Raw genomic sequence first — 18,202 nt, 5'->3', positions numbered from 1 at the left:
CCTTATTTTGTGTGGATTGGCTCGACGGCTCAGGGAGTGATTTTTGAAGAAGGTCAGCATAATTGATGTGGCAAAACGGGCGGGCGTTTCCGTCTCCACCGTGTCGCTGGTGCTTCGCCAGAAAGGCAAAATCTCCGATGCCACCATCGAAAAAGTGCAGGCCGCCATTCATGAGCTGGGCTACGTCCACAACGTCGCCGCCGCCAACCTCCGTTCGAATACCTCCAACCTGATTGGTCTGATTCTACGCGACTTCAGCGATAGCTTTTCCATCAAAGTGATGGCGAGCATCGTGCAGGAGCTGGAAGCGCAGGGCTACATGGTCTTTCTCGGCCAGCCGCTGAACGAACACGAACACCTTGAGCGCTGCCTGCTGTCGTTTAAACAGCAGGGCGTTGCCGGCGTGATTTATCTGGCGTCAGATGCCCGCAGTGACACCCTGCCCGCGCAAATTCGCCAGTGCCCGCTGCCGCTGGTCGTCGTTTCACAATCGCCAATTAAAGACGAATGCAATCGGGTATTACGCGATAACCAACAGGCGGCCAGCCTGGCGACGCGCTATCTGCTGGAGCGCGGTCATCGCTATATTGCCTATCTCGGCGGCCTGGAAAACGATCTCATCCGCCAGCAGCGTCTGGTAGGCTTTCGCAGCACCCTCACCCGTCTTGGGATCGGCTACCGCGAAGAGTTCAGCCCTGCCTGCGGTAACGATACCTATGCCGCAAGCGTAGCCACGCGCCAACTGCTGGAAAATAACAACGCCATTACCGCGCTGCTGTGCCATTCACCGGATGCCCTGATCGGCTGTATTGATGGGATTCATAAGGTGGGACGTACGGTAGGTAAAGATGTCTTCCTGACGCAGCAGGTCGCCCTGATTGGCTTTGAGGATATGCTGCATATCAACCTCACCTCACCGGCCTTTACCTATGTCTCTTCCGCCAGCGAAGAGAGCGGACGACAGGCGGCAACGCTGATGATCCGCAAGCTCAAAGAGCCTGCGTTAGAGAATCAGTCAATTACGCTTTCCGGTCAGTTGGTGACGCGCGAGTCGGCCTGAACCACGTCCAGAAGCCAGGCAAGACGCGCGGCGTTTTCCGGCAACATAACCAACCCACACTGTACGCAGAGCGCCGCTTCATTAATCGGCCGGAACACCACCCCCTGACGCTGAATGGCGGCAAATGAGGCGGGAAACAGACTCAACCCTTCACCGCGGGCAATACGCGCCAGCAGCACATCGTGTTCCAGAGGTTCTTCCAGGCAGGCGGGAACATAGCTCGCGCGGCGGAAAATATCGCGGGTAAAGTCGAAGAACGCCGGATTACGTTCACGTTTAAACCAGAATAACGGTTTGCCATTCAGCGCGCTTAGCGCCAACCTATCTTGTTCCGCCTCCGGCCATTGCGCGGGCAGCGCGGCAATCAGCGGCTCCTGCCGGTTTAGCCACGTCACGCTGAGCCCCGAAGTCTCCAGCGGTAGTGCGATCAGCGCGGCGTCCAGTTTTCCTCGCCGCACCTGACGCACCAGCTCCGGTGAGCCGTGGCGCACCACGCGCAGCGTCTCGACTTGCGCCGCCAGCACGGTTTCCAGCGATGCAAAAACGCCCTGCTCAAATGCAGTGGTTAACCCCACCCGCAACGATGGTGCTTCAGCCTGAGCGAGCTGGCTCAAGGCGGCATAGGTCTTATCCTGCTGTGCCAGCAGCGGGCGAATAATATCCAGCACACGCAGCCCCTCAGCCGTTAACGTCAGTCCTTTGCTATGCCGAACAAAAAGGGTCACCCCCAGCCGTTCTTCAAGCTGGCGAATATGGCGGCTTAGCGGCGGCTGTGACATATACAGTCGGTCAGCCGCGCGGCGCATGCTGTTCTCTTCCGCCACCACGGCGAAGTAGCGCAGCAGACGGAAATCCAGAGTGTGTAATGGCGATGTAGTCATACCAAAAAGGTATCACGGAAACGGTATTATCCAAACGAATCCACGCGCTCTATCTTCTTGTCATACGCTAACTACCGAGGGATTCATCATGGATTCAGAACGCTATATTACCGGCCAGAAAATGCTGCAATTGGTTGATGGAAAAGGAGGGAATGCCGTTGTCGATAGCCTGAAGGATATCGCCCCGGATTTCGCCCGCTATCTGCTTGAATTCCCGTTTGGCGATATTTATGCCCGCCCGGGGCTGGATCTGCGCAGCCGGGAAATTGCCACCGTCGCCGCGCTCACCGCCATGGGTAATGCCGCACCGCAGCTTAGGGTACACATCGCCGCTGCGCTGCACGTTGGCTTAACGCAGGAAGAGATTATTGAAGTGATTATGCAGATGGCGGTTTATGCGGGATTTCCAGCCGCGTTAAACGGCCTGTTCGCCGCAAAAGAGGTGTTTACGGCGAACAGCAAGCGCTAATTACAACAGCTGCGCCAGGCGGTTGATATCCGACTGAATCGCCCCGGCGGTCACATCGCGACCGGCGCCCGGCCCACGAATCACCAGCGGGTTATCACGGTACCAGCGGCTTTCAATCGCAAAGACGTTATCGCACGGTAGCAGCGACGCCAGCGGGTGTTCCTGACGTACGGCTTCCACGCCGACGCGGGCTTTACCGTTAGCATCAAACCGCGCCACGTAACGCAGCACTAGCCCCATCTCCTGCGCCGCTTCCAGACGCTGGAGCATCTGCTCGTTTAGCTCATCGCCATTTTCAAAGAAGTGGTCGATTGAGCCCTCTTCGCAATGCGCAGGCACCAGAGACTCAACGCGTACCTGATCCGGCTCGATGTCGTAGCCCGCTTCGCGCGCCAGAATCACCAACTTACGCATCACGTCTTTACCGGAAAGGTCAACGCGCGGATCGGGCTCGGTTAGCCCCTGCTGCCAGGCTTGATCCACCAGCTCGGTGAACGGCACGCTGCCGTCGAACTGCAGGAACAGCCAGGAGAGCGTGCCGGAGAAGATACCGCTAATCGCCAGAATGCTGTCGCCGCTATCGATCAAATCACGCACGGTGTGGTTCACCGGCAGACCCGCGCCAACGGTCGCGTTATACAGCCAGTGGCGGCCGGTTTTATCAAACGCGTCGTGGATCTGGCGATACTTATCACTGCTGCTGGCTCCGGCCAGTTTGTTGGCGCTGATCACGTGGAAACCATGGCTGGCAAAATCAAGGTACTGATCGGCCAACTGCGGGCTGGCGGTCACGTCCAGCACCACGAGATCGTCGTACGGGTGGGCACGCATCCACAGGAACAGCGACTCTTCATCCTGCTCGATGGCTTCATCGTCGAAGAAGGCCAGCGCGCGGCTGGCATCGAGCCCTTCATAGTTCAGCAGGCTGCGGCGGCTATCCACCACCCCGGCCAGCACAAACTCAAAGCCGGTGCGGGCAGAGAGCGTGCTCTGTTCGCGGGCAAACAGCTCCAGCCAGCGGGAACCGATGTTGCCCTTGCCGAACAACATCAAGCCAATACGTTTTTCTGCGCGGAACAACGACTGGTGCAGGCCCTGAATCAGGCTTTCGGTTGGACCCGCGCGCAGCACGGCGACCAGGCTGATACCCTCTTCCGACTGCCAGGTAAACTCCACCGGCTGGCCTTTCAACTGCTGCCAGAAACGGTGGCAGTGCAGCGGGTTACGGGTGACGCCCGCGCCCACCATCGCCACCAGCGCCAGACCCTGACGCAGGCGAAGCTCGCCCGGCAGGCCCGCTTCATCAAGAATTTTCAGCGCGCTGTCTGCCACTTCCGAGGTGTAGCAGAACTGCAGCAGCTTATGGTCAGCGTGCACGCCTACCGCCAGTGGGCGAATCTGTGCGCGCTTGAGTAATTGATCGATCTCTTTATGCGCCAGCTTAAAATCCTGGCTTGCCGGAACACGGAACTCAATCAGGCAGACATCATCATGGCTGGTGACGATACGCGCACCGGTGCCGGAAGCGAGCACGCGCTCAATGCGCGTTGAGCCCTGATCCGGCGAATAGCTACAGCGTAATTGCAGGTCAATATCACTGCCGGAAACCGGCTGCAGCGTACGAGCGTGCAGCACCGGCGCAGCAAGACGCGCCAGCTCGCTGGCTTCATCCAGACGCAGCAGCGGCAGCAGGCAGGCATCTTTTACTTTACGCGGGTCGGCGCTGTACACCCCGGCCACGTCGCTCCAGATGGTGACGCGGGAAACGCCCGCCAGCGCACCGATTTGCGTCGCGGAGTAGTCCGATCCGTTACGCCCCAGCAGCACGGTTTCACCCGCGTTGTTGCGGCTGATAAAGCCGGTCACCACCAGACGTTTACCCGGATGCTGTGCCAGAAGCTGTTGCAGCAGCGGATAAGAGAGGCCTTCATCCACCTGCGGCTGCGCGGAGCGCTCGGCGCGTAAGAACGCGCGTGCATCCAGCCAGGCAGCGTCCAGACCTTGCAACTTAAGGACTTCCGCCATCAGACGAGCCGACCACACTTCACCGTGGCCAACCACTTCTGCATACACCGCATCGCTCACGCCATTATCTAAAAGCTCGGCCAGACGCTCCAGGTCATGAATAAAATCAGCGATCATGCCGTCGGCAATCTCGGCAGGCAGCAGGCCGCTAATCAGTTCAGACTGATAGCGGCGCAGCGTTTGCTGAACCTGATGCGCAGAAAGGCGATCGGTCTGGCTGAGCTTCAGCCAGCTAATCAGCTGGTTGGTGGTGCTCCCTGCGGCGGAAACGACCATCATATCGCCGGGCTGAGAGTACTCAGTCATAATGCCGGCAACGCGCAGGTAACACTTCACATCCGCCAGACTACTTCCACCAAATTTATGCAGCTGACGCTCATTCGCCCCTGCCTGCGCAATCACACTCATGTTTACCCCTCGGCTGCGACCCGGAATCCATTTTCCAGATCGGCAATTAAGTCCTGGCTATCTTCAATACCGGTTGAGATACGCAGCAGCGTCTCAGAAATACCTGCGGCCGCGCGCGCTTCCGGGGCCATGCCCGCGTGGGTCATGGTGGCCGCGTGAGAAATCAGGCTTTCAACCCCACCCAACGATTCCGCCAGCGTGAAGAGTGACAGCCCGCTCAGGAAGCGACGCAGCGTCTGTTCATCACCGTTCAGTTCGAAGCTCAGCATCGCACCAAAACCTTTCTGCTGGCGAGCGGCAATTTCATGCCCCTGGTTATCCGGCAGAGAAGGATGATACAGCTTTTTCACCAGCGGCTGGGTTTTCAGGAAATCGACGATCGCCTGGGCGTTGCGCTGCGCCACGTCCATACGTGGTACCAGCGTACGCAGACCGCGCAGCAGCAGATAGCTGTCGAACGCGCCGCCGGTGACGCCGATATTATTCGCCCACCATGCCAGTTCCGTGACCGTTTCAGGATCTTTTGCAATCACCACGCCTGCCACCACATCAGAGTGGCCGTTCAGGTATTTGGTGCAGGAGTGCAGGACCAGATCCGCGCCCAGCGCCAGCGGGTTTTGCAGCGCCGGGCTCAGGAAGGTGTTATCCACCACGCTCGTCGCGCCAGCTTCGCGCGCCAGCTGGCAGATTTTCGCAATATCCACCACGCGCAGCAGCGGGTTGCTTGGGCTTTCCACCAGCACCAGCTTCGGTTTTTCTGCTAGCGCCGCTTTTAACGCTTCATCATTACCCTGATCGACAAACAGCACGCGATAGCAGCCGCGTTTTGCCAGGCTGTCGAACAGACGATAGCTGCCGCCGTAGCAGTCGTGTGGCGCCACCAGCAGGTCGCCAGGCTTGAGGAATACGGTGGTCACCAGGTGAATTGCCGACATGCCCGTATTGGTCAGAACCGCACCTGCGCCCCCTTCCAGCTCGGCCAGCGCCCGCTGAACCACGTCACGCGTCGGGTTACCGCGACGAGAGTAGTCATGCGCACGCGGCTCGTTAAAGCCGGTAAAGTTATAGGTACTGGAAAGATGAATGGGCGGGACAACACAACCATACTGCTCGTCGTCATTTAATCCGCTACGCACTGCGATGGTGGCCTGTTTACGGGTCATGAGGATTCGTTCCTGGCAAGGTCTGTGAAAAGTCAGACCCCAGAGTAAACATTGTTGCCATAGCCGTCAATACATCTAGACTTCTAAACTTCTTTGCGTATAGATTGAGCTATTGGCAAATAGCCGTTAAAATTATATGCATTAGCGCACATCTGCGAAGGCGAAGCTCGTGTCAGAACGGGGCTCTCTACGGTAAACTACGCGCGATCACGGCCGTGACCCGGCCTGTTAACTTATGACTAGAGGATTAAAGGTATCTCATGGCTGAATGGAGCGGCGAATATATCAGCCCATACGCTGAGCACGGTAAGAAGAGTGAGCAAGTAAAAAAAATTACGGTTTCCATTCCTCTGAAGGTGTTGAAGATCCTCACCGATGAACGCACGCGTCGTCAGGTGAACAACCTGCGTCACGCCACTAACAGCGAACTGCTGTGTGAAGCGTTCCTGCATGCATTTACCGGTCAACCGTTACCTAACGATGAAGACCTGCGTAAAGAGCGCAGCGATGAAATTCCGGAAGCGGCAAAAGAAATTATGCGTGAGCTGGGGATTGACCCGGAGACGTGGGAATACTGATTGGCAGGCATAAAAAAAGCAGAAAGTAATTTCTGCTTTTTTTTCGAATTTTTCAGCGTCTTAGAAGCGTGTTACTTCAGGATGCAGTTCAGACATAGAGATCAGGTAAGAAACAAAAACGTTTTTGATTGCGGTCAGCATAGTCACACCTTTACCCATAGTTATTTTGTGGTCGTTTGATGGGCAAATAATAAGCTTATCCGCAGCGTGGTGCAATAATTTCGTGATGTGCATCACAAAAAAATGGGTATTGCCGGAATTCAGAGACAAAAAAAGCGCCCTGAGGCGCTTTTTTCGTTAGGCAACTTACTTGCTGCCTGGGATGCTGAAACGCTTGTTGAAGCGGTCAACACGGCCACCGGTAGCAACGTCACGCTGCTTGCCAGTATAGAACGGGTGGCATTTACCGCACACGTCCAGGTTCAGATCGTGACCTACGGTAGAGCGGATTTTCATGATGTTACCGCAAGAACAAGTTGCAGTAATTTCTTCGTATTTCGGGTGAATATCTTTTTTCATGGGGAAAACCTCGGTTAAGGCCGCGTCGCTCTTCCAGCCCTAACGCCAGACACCACGCGATGTTAATAGTATAGGTCAGTGATACAAAGATGTATCAAAGGCGGCGAATCATACAGAATTTGACCAGCAGATGCAAACTGATCCGCACTCCTACAATGTGTATACTGTCTCGCCAGATTTCAAGTCAGGAAGAAAACATGCCCGTTGCTCACGTTGCCCTGCCTGTTCCATTGCCCCGTACGTTTGACTACCTGCTGCCTGACGCTTTCAGCGCTAAAGCGGGTTGTCGCGTGCGCGTGCCGTTTGGCAAACAAGAGCGCGTAGGCATCGTGGTCTCAGTCAACGAAAGCAGCGAACTCCCACGCGATGAGTTGAAAGCGGTGATTGAGGTGCTGGACGGCGAGCCGGTCTTTTCTACCTCCGTCTGGCGGCTGCTGCTTTGGGCGGCAGATTATTACCATCACCCTATTGGCGACGTGCTGTTCCACGCGCTGCCGATTATGCTGCGCCAGGGCAAACCCGCCAGCGCGACGCCGCAGTGGTTCTGGTTTGCTACCGAGCAAGGTCAGGCCGTTGATATCAATACGCTGAAACGATCGCCGAAGCAGCAGCAGGCGCTGGCCGCGCTGCGTCAGGGGAAAATCTGGCGCCACCAGGTGGCAGAGCTGGAATTTAATGAAAGCGCGATGCAGTCGCTGCGTACCAAAGGGCTTTGCGAACTGGGCAGCATTGCGCCGGAAACCACCGATTGGCGCACCAGTTACTCGGTGCCGGGCGAGCGCCTGCGGCTCAACACCGAGCAGGCCACGGCGGTAGGCGCGATTCATAGCGCCTCCGATGCGTTCTCCGCCTGGCTGCTGGAAGGTATCACCGGCTCCGGGAAGACGGAAGTCTATCTTAGCGTACTGGAAAACGTGCTGGCGCAGGGCAAACAGGCACTGGTGATGGTGCCGGAAATCGGCCTGACGCCGCAAACTATCGCCCGCTTCCGCGAGCGCTTTAATGCGCCGGTCGAAGTGCTGCACTCGGCGCTGAACGACAGCGAACGTATGGCCGCCTGGCTCAAGGCAAAGAGCGGCGAAGCCGCGATTGTCATCGGCACCCGCTCCTCGCTATTTACACCGTTTAAGAATCTCGGCGTGATCGTCATCGACGAAGAGCACGACAGCTCCTATAAACAGCAGGAAGGCTGGCGCTATCATGCCCGCGACCTCGCAGTATGGCGCGCCCACAGCGAACAGATTCCGATTATCCTCGGCTCAGCCACGCCGGCGCTGGAGACGTTGCTCAACGTGCGCCAGCATAAATATCACCTGCTGCGTTTAACCCGCCGCGCGGGCAACGCACGCCCGGCAACACAACACGTGCTGGATTTAAAAGGTCAGCAGCTACAGGCCGGGCTCTCACCGGCGCTGATCAATCGCATGCGTCAGCATTTGCAGGCCGACAATCAGGTGATTTTATTCCTCAACCGCCGAGGATTCGCCCCTACGCTGCTGTGTCACGACTGTGGCTGGATTGCCGAATGCCCGCGCTGCGACAGTTACTACACCCTGCACCAGGCGCAACATCATCTGCGCTGTCACCATTGCGACAGCCAGCGTCCGATCCCGCGCCAGTGCCCTTCCTGCGGCTCGACGCACATGGTGCCGGTAGGTCTGGGAACGGAACAGCTGGAGCAAGTGCTGGCACCGATGTTCCCTGGTGTACCGCTATCACGTATCGACCGCGATACCACCAGCCGTAAAGGCGCGCTGGAGCAGCATCTGGCGGAAGTGCATCGCGGCGGCGCACGTATCCTGATTGGCACCCAGATGCTGGCAAAAGGCCACCACTTTCCGGACGTGACGCTGGTGGCCCTGCTGGACGTTGACGGCGCGCTCTTCTCCGCCGATTTCCGTTCGGCTGAACGCTTTGCCCAGCTCTATACCCAGGTCTCTGGCCGCGCGGGGCGTGCGGGTAAGCAGGGCGAAGTGGTTCTGCAAACGCACCATCCTGACCACCCGCTGCTGCAAACGCTGCTCTATAAAGGCTATAACGCCTTTGCCGAGCAGGCACTGGCCGAACGCCAGACCATGCAGCTACCGCCGTACACCAGCCACGTGCTGATTCGCGCCGAAGATCATAACAACCAGCAGGCGCCGGTCTTCCTGCAGCAGCTGCGTAATCTGATACAGGCCAGCCCGCTGGCGGACGATAAACTGTGGGTGATTGGCCCGGTTCCGGCGTTAGCGCCGAAGCGCGGCGGCCGCTACCGCTGGCAGATACTGCTGCAACACCCCTCACGCATTCGCCTGCAGCACATCGTTACGGCCAGTCTGGCGCTCATCAATACGCTGCCGGAATCCCGTAAGGTGAAGTGGGTTCTCGACGTTGACCCTATCGAAGGTTAATGCAGAGTTGCGAGCCGGATCTAGAAATCAAACAAACATCACATTTTTGATGAAAATTCTGTAACGGATCCCCCTAACTATCTGATAAAAGTGTGTCAGATGTCAGGTCACATAGGACGTGCCTGCGCCAGTTAGCGAGGAGAAAATCAGGTGAAGGCTAAAAAACCGGTTGTTGCCGCAACCATGAAGGATGTTGCCCTACAAGCGAATGTCTCTACGGCAACCGTATCTCGTGCATTGATGAACCCCGAGAAAGTCTCGCAGGCGACGCGTAACCGCGTTGAGCAGGCCGCCCTGGAAGTGGGTTACCTCCCGCAGCTGCAGGGGCGTAACATGAAGCGTAATGAATCACGCACGATTCTGGTTATCGTCCCGGATATCTGCGATCCCTTCTTTAGCGAAGTGATCCGCGGGATCGAAGTCACCGCCGCAGCGCAGGGCTATCTGGTGCTGATTGGCGACTGCGCGCATCAGAACCAGCAGGAAAAAACCTTCATCGATTTAATCATCACCAAGCAAATTGACGGCATGCTACTGCTGGGTTCACGTCTGCCGTTCGATGCCAGCATTGAAGAGCAGCGCAACCTGCCGCCAATGGTGATGGCGAACGAATTTGCGCCAGAGCTGGGGTTGCCCACGGTACATATCGACAACCTCACCGCCTCGTTCGATGCCGTTAACTATCTCCACGAACTCGGCCACCAGCGCATCGCCTGTATCGCCGGGCCGGAAGAGATGCCGCTGTGCCATTATCGCCTGCAGGGCTACGTGCAGGCGTTGCGCCGCTGCGGTATCACCGTCGACCCTCACTACATCGCCCGCGGCAACTTCACCTACGAAGCCGGTGCTAACGCGCTGGAACAATTACTGGCGCTACCGCAACCACCTACCGCCATCTTCTGCCACAGCGATATTATGGCGCTCGGCGCACTCTCTTACGCTAAACGTCAGGGGCTGAAAGTCCCGGACGATCTGTCCATTATTGGATTCGATAACATCTCGCTGGCAGAGTTTTGCGACCCGCCGCTCACCACAGTTGCTCAGCCGCGTTTTGATATTGGTCGAGAGGCCATGCTGCTGCTGCTGAACCAGCTGAGCGGGCAGTTTGTTGATAGTGGTTCGCGTCTGCTGGATTGCGAACTGATCATTCGCGGCAGTACAAGCAAAATTTGATGTAAAGCCGGGTGCTTTAGGACTTGCTTGTCTGGTCAAAGCCCCGTCGCTTAAGTAACATGTCGGGCTAACTAACGGAAAAAGACAGCGAAACGATAGTGGCACAACGAGACTATGTACGCCGCAGCCAACAGGCACCTTCGCGGCGCAAGAACAGCGCTTCACGGAATACACGGAAAAAGCAAAGTAACTTTCCGGCCGTCTCTCCTGCCATGGTGGCGATTGCTGCTGCAGTTGTCGTCGCCTTTATCGGCGGTTTGTACTTCATCACGCATCATAAAAAAGAAGAGTCTGAAGCGCTCCAGGGCCGCCAGGTAACCGGAAACGGCCTTCCGCCGAAACCGGAAGAGCGCTGGCGCTATATCAAAGAGCTGGAAAGTCGCCAGCCAGGCGTGCGTGCGCCAACCGAACCGTCAGCGGGCGGGGAAGTGATCAACCCGAATCAGCTTACCGACGAGCAGCGCCAGCTGTTGGCCCAGATGCAGGCGGATATGCGCCAGCAGCCTACGCAGCTGACGGAAGTGCCGTGGAACGAACAAACGCCGGAACAGCGCCAGCAAACCTTGCAGCGTCAGCGTCTGGCACAGCAGGCTCAGCAACAGCAGTGGTCACAGCAGCAGGTTGTGCAGCAGCCGCAAACGCGCACCGCGCCGCCGGTTCAGCAACCGCGTCAAACCCAGACCCAGCAGCAGCCTAAGGCAACGGTCTCTAACAAGGCACCGTATCAGGATCTGTTGCAGACGCCAGCGCACACCGCCGCCTCGCAGCCAAAAGCGCAGAGCAATAACGGTATCCCGGAAGTGCGTGAAGTCACGCCGCCGCCGAAGCCAGAGAAAAAAGACGATCGCCGCTGGATGGTACAGTGCGGGTCCTTCAAAGGTGCCGAGCAGGCGGAAACCGTTCGTGCACAGCTGGCGTTTGAAGGCTTTGATTCCAGAATCACCACCAACAACGGCTGGAATCGCGTGGTCATCGGCCCGGTCAAAGGCAAAGAGAACGTCGATAACACCATCGCCCGCCTGAAGCTGGCAGGTCACGGAAACTGCATTAGGCTCGCATCCGGGGGTTGAAACCCCCAAAAACTCCCCCATCTATACTTACATTCTGCCCCGTACGCGTGACCGCGATACGGGGCCCCTACATCTCGTATTTGCAACAAAGGGGTCTGCTCGTGACAACAATAGTAAGTGTTCGCCGTAACGGCCACGTCGTAATCGCCGGTGATGGTCAGGCCACGTTGGGCAATACCGTCATGAAAGGCAACGTGAAAAAAGTTCGCCGTCTGTATAACGACAAAGTGATCGCCGGCTTCGCGGGTGGCACTGCGGACGCCTTCACGCTGTTCGAACTGTTTGAACGTAAGCTGGAAATGCACCAGGGCCATCTGGTCAAAGCCGCCGTTGAGCTGGCAAAAGACTGGCGTACCGACCGTATGCTGCGCAAGCTGGAAGCCCTGCTGGCGGTCGCGGACGAAACCGCGTCGCTTATCATCACCGGGAACGGTGACGTGGTGCAGCCAGAAAACGACCTGATTGCTATCGGCTCTGGCGGCCCGTACGCCCAAGCCGCTGCCCGTGCCCTGCTGGAAAATACCGAGCTTGGCGCACGTGAGATTGCTGAAAAAGCGTTGAGTATTGCAGGCGACATCTGCATCTATACCAACCATTTCCACACCATCGAAGAATTACCATCTAAGGCGTAAGGATCTCCCATGTCTGAAATGACCCCACGCGAAATTGTCAGCGAGCTGAACAAACACATCATCGGTCAGGACGCCGCTAAGCGTTCCGTGGCTATCGCCTTACGTAACCGCTGGCGTCGTATGCAGCTCGACGAAGAGCTGCGCCACGAAGTCACGCCGAAAAACATTCTGATGATCGGCCCAACCGGCGTCGGTAAAACCGAAATTGCCCGTCGCCTGGCGAAGCTTGCCAACGCACCGTTCATCAAAGTGGAAGCCACCAAGTTCACCGAAGTGGGCTATGTGGGTAAAGAAGTGGACTCTATCATCCGCGATCTGACTGATTCTGCTATCAAAATGGTACGCGTTCAGTCTATCGAGAAAAACCGCTACCGCGCAGAAGAGATGGCGGAAGAGCGCATTCTCGACGTGCTGATTCCACCGGCAAAAAACAACTGGGGCCAGGCTGAACAGCCGTCTGAGCCGTCTGCTGCACGTCAGGCATTCCGCAAAAAACTGCGTGAAGGCCAGCTGGATGACAAAGAGATTGAGATCGATCTCGCGGCGGCGCCGATGGGCGTTGAAATCATGGCGCCTCCTGGTATGGAAGAGATGACCAGCCAGCTGCAGTCCATGTTCCAGAACCTGGGCGGCCAGAAACAGAAACCGCGTAAGCTGAAAATCAAAGATGCGATGAAGCTGTTGATTGAAGAAGAAGCGGCGAAGCTGGTCAACCCGGAAGAGCTGAAGCAGGACGCGATCGATGCGGTTGAGCAGCACGGTATCGTGTTCATCGACGAAATCGACAAAATCTGTAAGCGCGGCGAATCCTCCGGCCCGGATGTGTCCCGTGAAGGCGTACAGCGCGACCTGCTGCCGCTGGTTGAAGGCTGCACCGTCTCCACCAAACACGGTATGGTCAAAACTGACCACATCCTGTTTATCGCCTCTGGCGCGTTCCAGGTAGCGAAGCCGTCTGACCTGATCCCTGAACTTCAGGGCCGTCTGCCGATTCGCGTAGAGCTGCAGGCGCTGACCACCAGCGACTTCGAACGTATCCTGACGGAGCCAAATGCCTCCGTTACCGTTCAGTACAAAGCGCTGATGGCTACCGAAGGCGTGAACATCGAGTTCACCGAATCCGGTATCAAGCGTATCGCTGAAGCGGCATGGCAGGTTAACGAAACCACCGAGAACATCGGTGCTCGTCGTCTGCACACCGTGCTGGAACGTCTGATGGAAGATATCTCCTATGACGCCAGCGACCTCAACGGACAAAGCATCACAATTGATGCGGAATACGTGAGCAAACATCTGGATGCATTAGTCGCAGATGAAGATCTGAGCCGTTTTATCCTATAATCGCGTTCACTGCATTTTCATCTTTAATTGATGGGGCTGAAAAGCCCCATTTTTATTGGCTAATTATTATGACAAATACACCTGTAAGCCGCTCTCAGGCCTGGCTGGAAAGTCTGCGCCCGAAAACGTTACCTCTGGCCTGCGCGGCGATTATCGTCGGTACCGCGCTATCGTGGTGGCAGGGGCACTTCAATGCGGGCGTTGCCGTACTGGCGCTGATCACCGCAAGCCTGCTGCAAATCCTCTCTAACCTCGCCAACGACTATGGCGATGCGGTGAAAGGCAGCGATAAGCCGGACCGCATCGGGCCACTGCGCGGGATGCAAAAAGGGGTGATCACCAAAGAACAGATGAAGCGCGCGCTGATTATTACCGTCGGGCTTATCTGCATCTCGGGTCTTGCTCTGCTGTTTACCGCTTCGCAGACTACCGGCGACTTCATCGGCTTCCTGGTGCTGGGGCTGCTAGCGATTATTGCCGCCATCACCTACACCGTCGGCACGCGCCCGTACGGTTATATTGGCCTTGGCGATATCTCGGTGCTGATCTTCTTCGGCTGGCTGAGCGTGATTGGCAGCTGGTACTTGCAGACGCATACCCTGAGCAGCGCGATTATTCTGCCCGCTACCGCCTGCGGCCTGCTGGCGACGGCGGTGCTTAATATCAATAACCTGCGTGATATCGACAGCGACCGCGAAAACGGCAAGAACACGCTGGCCGTGCGTTTAGGGCCGGTTAACGCCCGCCGCTACCACGTCTGTCTGCTGATGGGGACGCTGGTCTGCCTGGCGCTGTTCAATCTGCTCTCGCTGCATAGTCCGTGGGGTTGGCTGTTTATTCTCAGCGCGCCGCTGCTGGTGAAACAGGCACGCTTTGTGATGCGCGAGTGCTCGCCGCAGGCGATGCCGCCGATGCTGGAACGGACGGTGAAAGGGGCGTTACTGACTAACCTGCTGTTCGTCATCGGTATTGTGCTCAGCAAGGCGCTGGCTTAACTGACAAATATCAATTAACAATTGATGATTTTGCCAACAATGCATAGAGCGCGATATACTAAAATCACTCGCAGCAACTGAGCGTTAATCCTATGAAATACGATACTTCCGAGCTTTGCGACATCTACCAGGAAGATGTCAACGTAGTAGAACCCCTGTTCTCTAACTTTGGCGGGCGGCTGTCGTTCGGTGGGCAAATCATCACCGTAAAATGTTTCGAGGATAACGGGTTGCTGTACGATCTGCTCGAACAGAACGGCCGTGGCCGCATTCTGCTGGTCGACGGCGGTGGTTCTGTCCGTCGCGCGCTGATCGACGCTGACCTTGCCCGTCTGGCCACTCAAAACGAGTGGGAAGGCATTGTGGTGTATGGCGCAGTGCGTCAGGTTGATGATTTAGAAGAGCTGGATATCGGCATTCAGGCGATTGCCGCGATCCCGGTTGGTGCCGCGGGCGAAGGTATCGGCGAAAGCGACGTACGCGTCAACTTCGGCGGCGTAACCTTCTTCTCCGGCGACCATCTCTATGCCGATAATACCGGCATCATCCTGTCGGAAGATGCGCTGGATATCGAATAAGCGCCTGACGCATACAAAAAAGCCTTCTCATTGAGAAGGCTTTTTTTTCGCTCGTATCTCCCCGTTACCGGGCAAATGCAGCTTAGTACAGCTGTTTAGCGCATTCCAGCCAGTCACCTTTGAACGGACGCTTCATATTTTCGATAGCGTCGATGATGTCATGGTGAACCAGTTTTTCGTTCTGAATACCGACGCAGCGGCCACCGAAGCCCTGCTGCAGCAGTTCAATCGCGTAAGCGCCCATGCGGGATGCCAGGATGCGGTCGTAAGGAACCGGGGAGCCGCCGCGCTGGATGTGGCCCAGAACGGTTGCACGAGTTTCACGGCCGGTTTCAGCTTCGATGAAGTGAGCCAGTTCGTCAACGTCGCACATATGCTCGGTAATCGCCACGATGGCGTGTTTCTTACCTTTAGCGATACCCGCTTTGATTTCAGCAACCAGGTCATCACGTTTGAATTCAACTTCTGGCACCACGATAAATTCGCAGCCGCCCGCGATAGCCGCAGCCAGAGTCAGGTCGCCGCAGTAACGGCCCATCACTTCAACAACGGAGATACGCTGGTGAGAAGAAGAGGTGTCACGCAGACGGTCAATCGCTTCAACCACGGTGCTCAGCGCGGTGAAGAAACCGATGGTGTAGTCGGTGCCTTTGATATCGTTATCGATAGTGCCTGGCAGGCCGATGCATGGGAAGCCCATTTCGGTCAGGCGCACGGCGCCCATGTAGGAACCGTCACCGCCGATAACCACCAGCGCATCGATACCACGTTTTTTCAGGTTTTCGATAGCCACGGCACGGATGTTTTCATCACGGAATTCCGGGAAACGCGCGGAGCCCAGGAAGGTGCCGCCACGGTTAATCATGTCTGACACGCTGTAACGGTCGAGCTGTACCATACGATCTTCGTACAGGCCCAGATAACCGTCATAGACGCCCATGACTTCAATGCCTTCCGTCAATGCTGCGCGTACGACACCGCGAATGGCGGCGTTCATACCCGGCGCATCACCGCCACTTGTCAACACACCGATTTTCTTAATCATGACTACCTCTGAACTTAGGAATGCTAAAAATTAATTCTTCTGCCCGAAGCGCTCCCGCAATGTAGGGGGGAGAGAACGACTCTATGTAGAGATAGTATATCAAGCGCTTCTTGCTGAATTGATTCAGGTCAGGCTAACCGGCGGTTATTTATACAAATAATGCCGACTTAGCTCACATTTCGTACAACCACTGCGAAAGTTCAAACGTCTCTGTTTGCCTGCAGCATAACAGAGCATGGATCCTGATGAATAATCACGTCGGACCCAGGAAAACGATGCAAAATCGCCTGCTCCACCTGATCGGCAACGTGATGCGCCTGAACCAGCGGCAGGTTGTCTTCCATTTCAATATGAATCTGAATAAAGCGGGTCGGCCCTGACTGCCGCGTTCGGAGATCGTGAGCACCGCTCACACCTGGCCAGGTGGTCACGATGTCGAAAATTTCCTGACGTTCTTCATCGGGCAGCGCGCGATCCAATAACGATTGCACCGCTTCGTACCCCATGCGTAACGCGCTATATAGAATATAGATGCCAATTCCTAATGCAAACAGCGCATCGGCGCGATGCCAGCCGTACCAGGAGAGGCCAAGCGCGACCAGAATCGCGCCGTTCATCATAACATCAGACTGATAATGAAGCATATCCGCGCGTACGGCCTGGCTCTGGGTTTTTCTGACTACCCAGCGCTGAAACGTCACGAGAACTAATGTACTGATAAGCGCAATCACCGTCACCACCACACCGATGCCCGGCTGGCTCATCGGCGTTGGTCGCGCCAGGTGCTGAATCCCGGTCAAGAACAGGAACAGCGCCGAACCGGAAATAAACATACTCTGCGCCAGCGCCGCCAGCGATTCGGCCTTACCGTGCCCAAAGGTGTGTTCCTCGTCCGCCGGCTGCAGCGAATAGCGCACCACCAGCAGATTGGTCAGCGAGGCGGCGATATCCACCAGTGAATCGACCAGCGCCGCCAGAATACTGACTGACCCGGTATACCACCACGCAAAAATTTTAATCACCAACAACACGGAAGCCATTACCGTCGCGGCGATTGCAGCACGACTTACCAGTCGTCCATAAGATTGATTCATAAACACTCCTGCTTTCGATCTGCGTAGTATAGCGGAATGTATGAGGGGTGCGCGGTGACGAATTTAAGACAAAAAAAACCCCCTCATCATGAGGGGGAAGACAGGGATGGTGTCTATGGCAAGGAAAAACAGGGTTTGTTACTGGTTGCTACGGGTATTGCTACTAAACAGGTTCTGACTCGGTACTGAACCTTGCTGCATCCGTGCAACGTCACGCAGCTGCTCCATACGCTGCTGGTGATTCTCATTTAAAGCCGCTTGCTGCTCCGGCGTTAACAGGCGGTACATCTGGTTGCGTACCCGCGCCATTTCTACCTGGCGGTTTACCTGCTCCTCGGCCATTTTTTCGGCCTGGGCTCGCACGGCGGCTTCATCAAATTTATCTGCGGTGACAAGGCGATGCATTGTCTCCATTTCGCTAACATTAACAGGTGGACGATCGTGTCGTGCCCTTTGCATCAGATCGCGCATCTGTTGGCGTTGATGTTCGGTTAAACTAATACCGTCGAACATATGGCCCTGGCCGTTCCGCAGCGTATTGCTTTCCGCTGGGTGCCAGTTAACGCTGGTGACGACTTCATCGGCCTGGCTATATGCACTGAATGCCAGCGTTGAGGCCATGACGGCAGCGATAACATTGCGCATCACATGCTCCCAAAAACTTTTGTGTCGCGATTCAACGAGAGACAGTTTACGATTCAGGCTGCAAACATGCGTCAGGGGGTGTAAAACAACGTAAAGTCATGGATTCGCTGGCTCTGATGACGTAATTTCTGCC

At 56.3% G+C, this 18,202-nt stretch carries 17 protein-coding genes; 10 read left to right on the top strand and 7 right to left on the bottom strand.

The genetic code is table 11. The features are described 5' to 3' along the window. Positions 1-43 precede the first annotated feature (43 nt). The gene (gene malI, locus V6940_RS20840) at positions 44-1,060 is read left to right on the top strand and encodes a Mal regulon transcriptional regulator MalI (RefSeq protein ID WP_333497161.1); all 1,017 of its coding nucleotides are present in this window, start codon (positions 44-46) and stop codon (positions 1,058-1,060) included. Here malI and V6940_RS20835 read toward each other — a convergent pair. Then, the gene (locus V6940_RS20835) at positions 1,033-1,941 is read right to left on the bottom strand and encodes a LysR family transcriptional regulator (RefSeq protein WP_333497160.1); all 909 of its coding nucleotides are present in this window, start codon (positions 1,939-1,941) and stop codon (positions 1,033-1,035) included. The two genes, malI and V6940_RS20835, sit on opposite strands and share 28 nt — an antisense overlap. 88 nt (positions 1,942-2,029) lie before the next feature. Between V6940_RS20835 and V6940_RS20830 the strand changes: the two genes are divergently transcribed. Then, the gene (locus V6940_RS20830) at positions 2,030-2,410 is read left to right on the top strand and encodes a carboxymuconolactone decarboxylase family protein (RefSeq protein WP_333497159.1); all 381 of its coding nucleotides are present in this window, start codon (positions 2,030-2,032) and stop codon (positions 2,408-2,410) included. Here V6940_RS20830 and V6940_RS20825 read toward each other — a convergent pair whose 3' ends face one another. Beyond that, complete coding sequence (locus V6940_RS20825; protein ID WP_220439083.1) at positions 2,411-4,843, bottom strand: bifunctional aspartate kinase/homoserine dehydrogenase II; 2,433 nt, start codon at positions 4,841-4,843, stop codon at positions 2,411-2,413. 2 nt (positions 4,844-4,845) lie between these two features. Continuing rightward, positions 4,846-6,006 (bottom strand): cystathionine gamma-synthase, encoded by a 1,161-nt coding sequence (gene metB / locus V6940_RS20820; protein WP_185668805.1) that lies wholly within the window; start codon positions 6,004-6,006, stop codon positions 4,846-4,848. A gap of 260 nt (positions 6,007-6,266) precedes the next feature. Here metB and metJ point away from each other — a divergent pair, with 260 nt between their 5' ends. After that, positions 6,267-6,584 (top strand): met regulon transcriptional regulator MetJ, encoded by a 318-nt coding sequence (metJ, locus tag V6940_RS20815; RefSeq protein WP_012907792.1) that lies wholly within the window; start codon positions 6,267-6,269, stop codon positions 6,582-6,584. 306 nt (positions 6,585-6,890) lie between these two features. On the opposite strand, the gene rpmE is transcribed toward metJ, so the two are convergent. After that, positions 6,891-7,103, bottom strand: coding sequence for a 50S ribosomal protein L31 (gene rpmE, locus V6940_RS20810; RefSeq protein WP_185668806.1), 213 nt, complete (start codon positions 7,101-7,103; stop codon positions 6,891-6,893). Positions 7,104-7,300: 197 nt separating this feature from the next. Between rpmE and priA the strand changes: the two genes are divergently transcribed. From priA to rraA, 7 genes are all read left to right on the top strand, one after another. Beyond that, complete coding sequence (gene priA, locus V6940_RS20805) at positions 7,301-9,496, top strand: primosomal protein N' (protein ID WP_333497158.1); 2,196 nt, start codon at positions 7,301-7,303, stop codon at positions 9,494-9,496. Positions 9,497-9,646: 150 nt separating this feature from the next. Beyond that, positions 9,647-10,669, top strand: coding sequence for a DNA-binding transcriptional regulator CytR (cytR, locus tag V6940_RS20800; protein ID WP_333497157.1), 1,023 nt, complete (start codon positions 9,647-9,649; stop codon positions 10,667-10,669). Positions 10,670-10,767: 98 nt separating this feature from the next. After that, positions 10,768-11,739, top strand: a complete 972-nt coding sequence (gene ftsN / locus V6940_RS20795) for a cell division protein FtsN (protein WP_333497156.1) — start codon at positions 10,768-10,770, stop codon at positions 11,737-11,739. A 101-nt stretch (positions 11,740-11,840) separates the two neighbouring features. After that, positions 11,841-12,371 (top strand): ATP-dependent protease subunit HslV, encoded by a 531-nt coding sequence (hslV, locus tag V6940_RS20790; RefSeq protein ID WP_185668810.1) that lies wholly within the window; start codon positions 11,841-11,843, stop codon positions 12,369-12,371. A gap of 9 nt (positions 12,372-12,380) precedes the next feature. Beyond that, on the top strand, positions 12,381-13,712 hold the full coding sequence (gene hslU, locus V6940_RS20785) for an HslU--HslV peptidase ATPase subunit (protein WP_185668811.1): 1,332 nt from the start codon (positions 12,381-12,383) through the stop codon (positions 13,710-13,712). Between the two features lie 68 nt (positions 13,713-13,780). Continuing rightward, entirely contained in the window at positions 13,781-14,707 is a 927-nt protein-coding gene (menA, locus tag V6940_RS20780) for a 1,4-dihydroxy-2-naphthoate polyprenyltransferase (RefSeq protein ID WP_333497155.1), read from the top strand. A gap of 92 nt (positions 14,708-14,799) precedes the next feature. Next, positions 14,800-15,285, top strand: coding sequence for a ribonuclease E activity regulator RraA (rraA, locus tag V6940_RS20775; protein ID WP_035892355.1), 486 nt, complete (start codon positions 14,800-14,802; stop codon positions 15,283-15,285). A gap of 82 nt (positions 15,286-15,367) precedes the next feature. Here rraA and pfkA read toward each other — a convergent pair whose 3' ends face one another. The 3 genes from pfkA to cpxP all read right to left on the bottom strand — a co-directional run bounded on the left by pfkA (position 15,368) and on the right by cpxP (position 18,069). Further along, a complete protein-coding gene (gene pfkA / locus V6940_RS20770) occupies positions 15,368-16,330 on the bottom strand; it encodes a 6-phosphofructokinase (protein WP_185668813.1) in 963 nt (320 codons plus the stop codon). A 200-nt stretch (positions 16,331-16,530) separates the two neighbouring features. Then, positions 16,531-17,424 carry a CDF family cation-efflux transporter FieF gene (gene fieF / locus V6940_RS20765; protein WP_035892352.1) on the bottom strand — a complete coding sequence of 298 codons (894 nt, stop codon included), beginning with the start codon at positions 17,422-17,424 and terminating at the stop codon, positions 16,531-16,533. A gap of 138 nt (positions 17,425-17,562) precedes the next feature. Next, complete coding sequence (gene cpxP / locus V6940_RS20760; protein WP_333497154.1) at positions 17,563-18,069, bottom strand: cell-envelope stress modulator CpxP; 507 nt, start codon at positions 18,067-18,069, stop codon at positions 17,563-17,565. Between the last annotated feature and the right edge of the window lie 133 nt (positions 18,070-18,202).

It is taken from the genome of Kluyvera sp. CHPC 1.251 (assembly GCF_036759945.1).
Lineage (GTDB): Bacteria > Pseudomonadota > Gammaproteobacteria > Enterobacterales > Enterobacteriaceae > Kluyvera > Kluyvera sichuanensis.
Note: the sequence above shows the minus strand (reverse complement) of the source record. Positions and strands in the feature narration are given on the sequence as shown.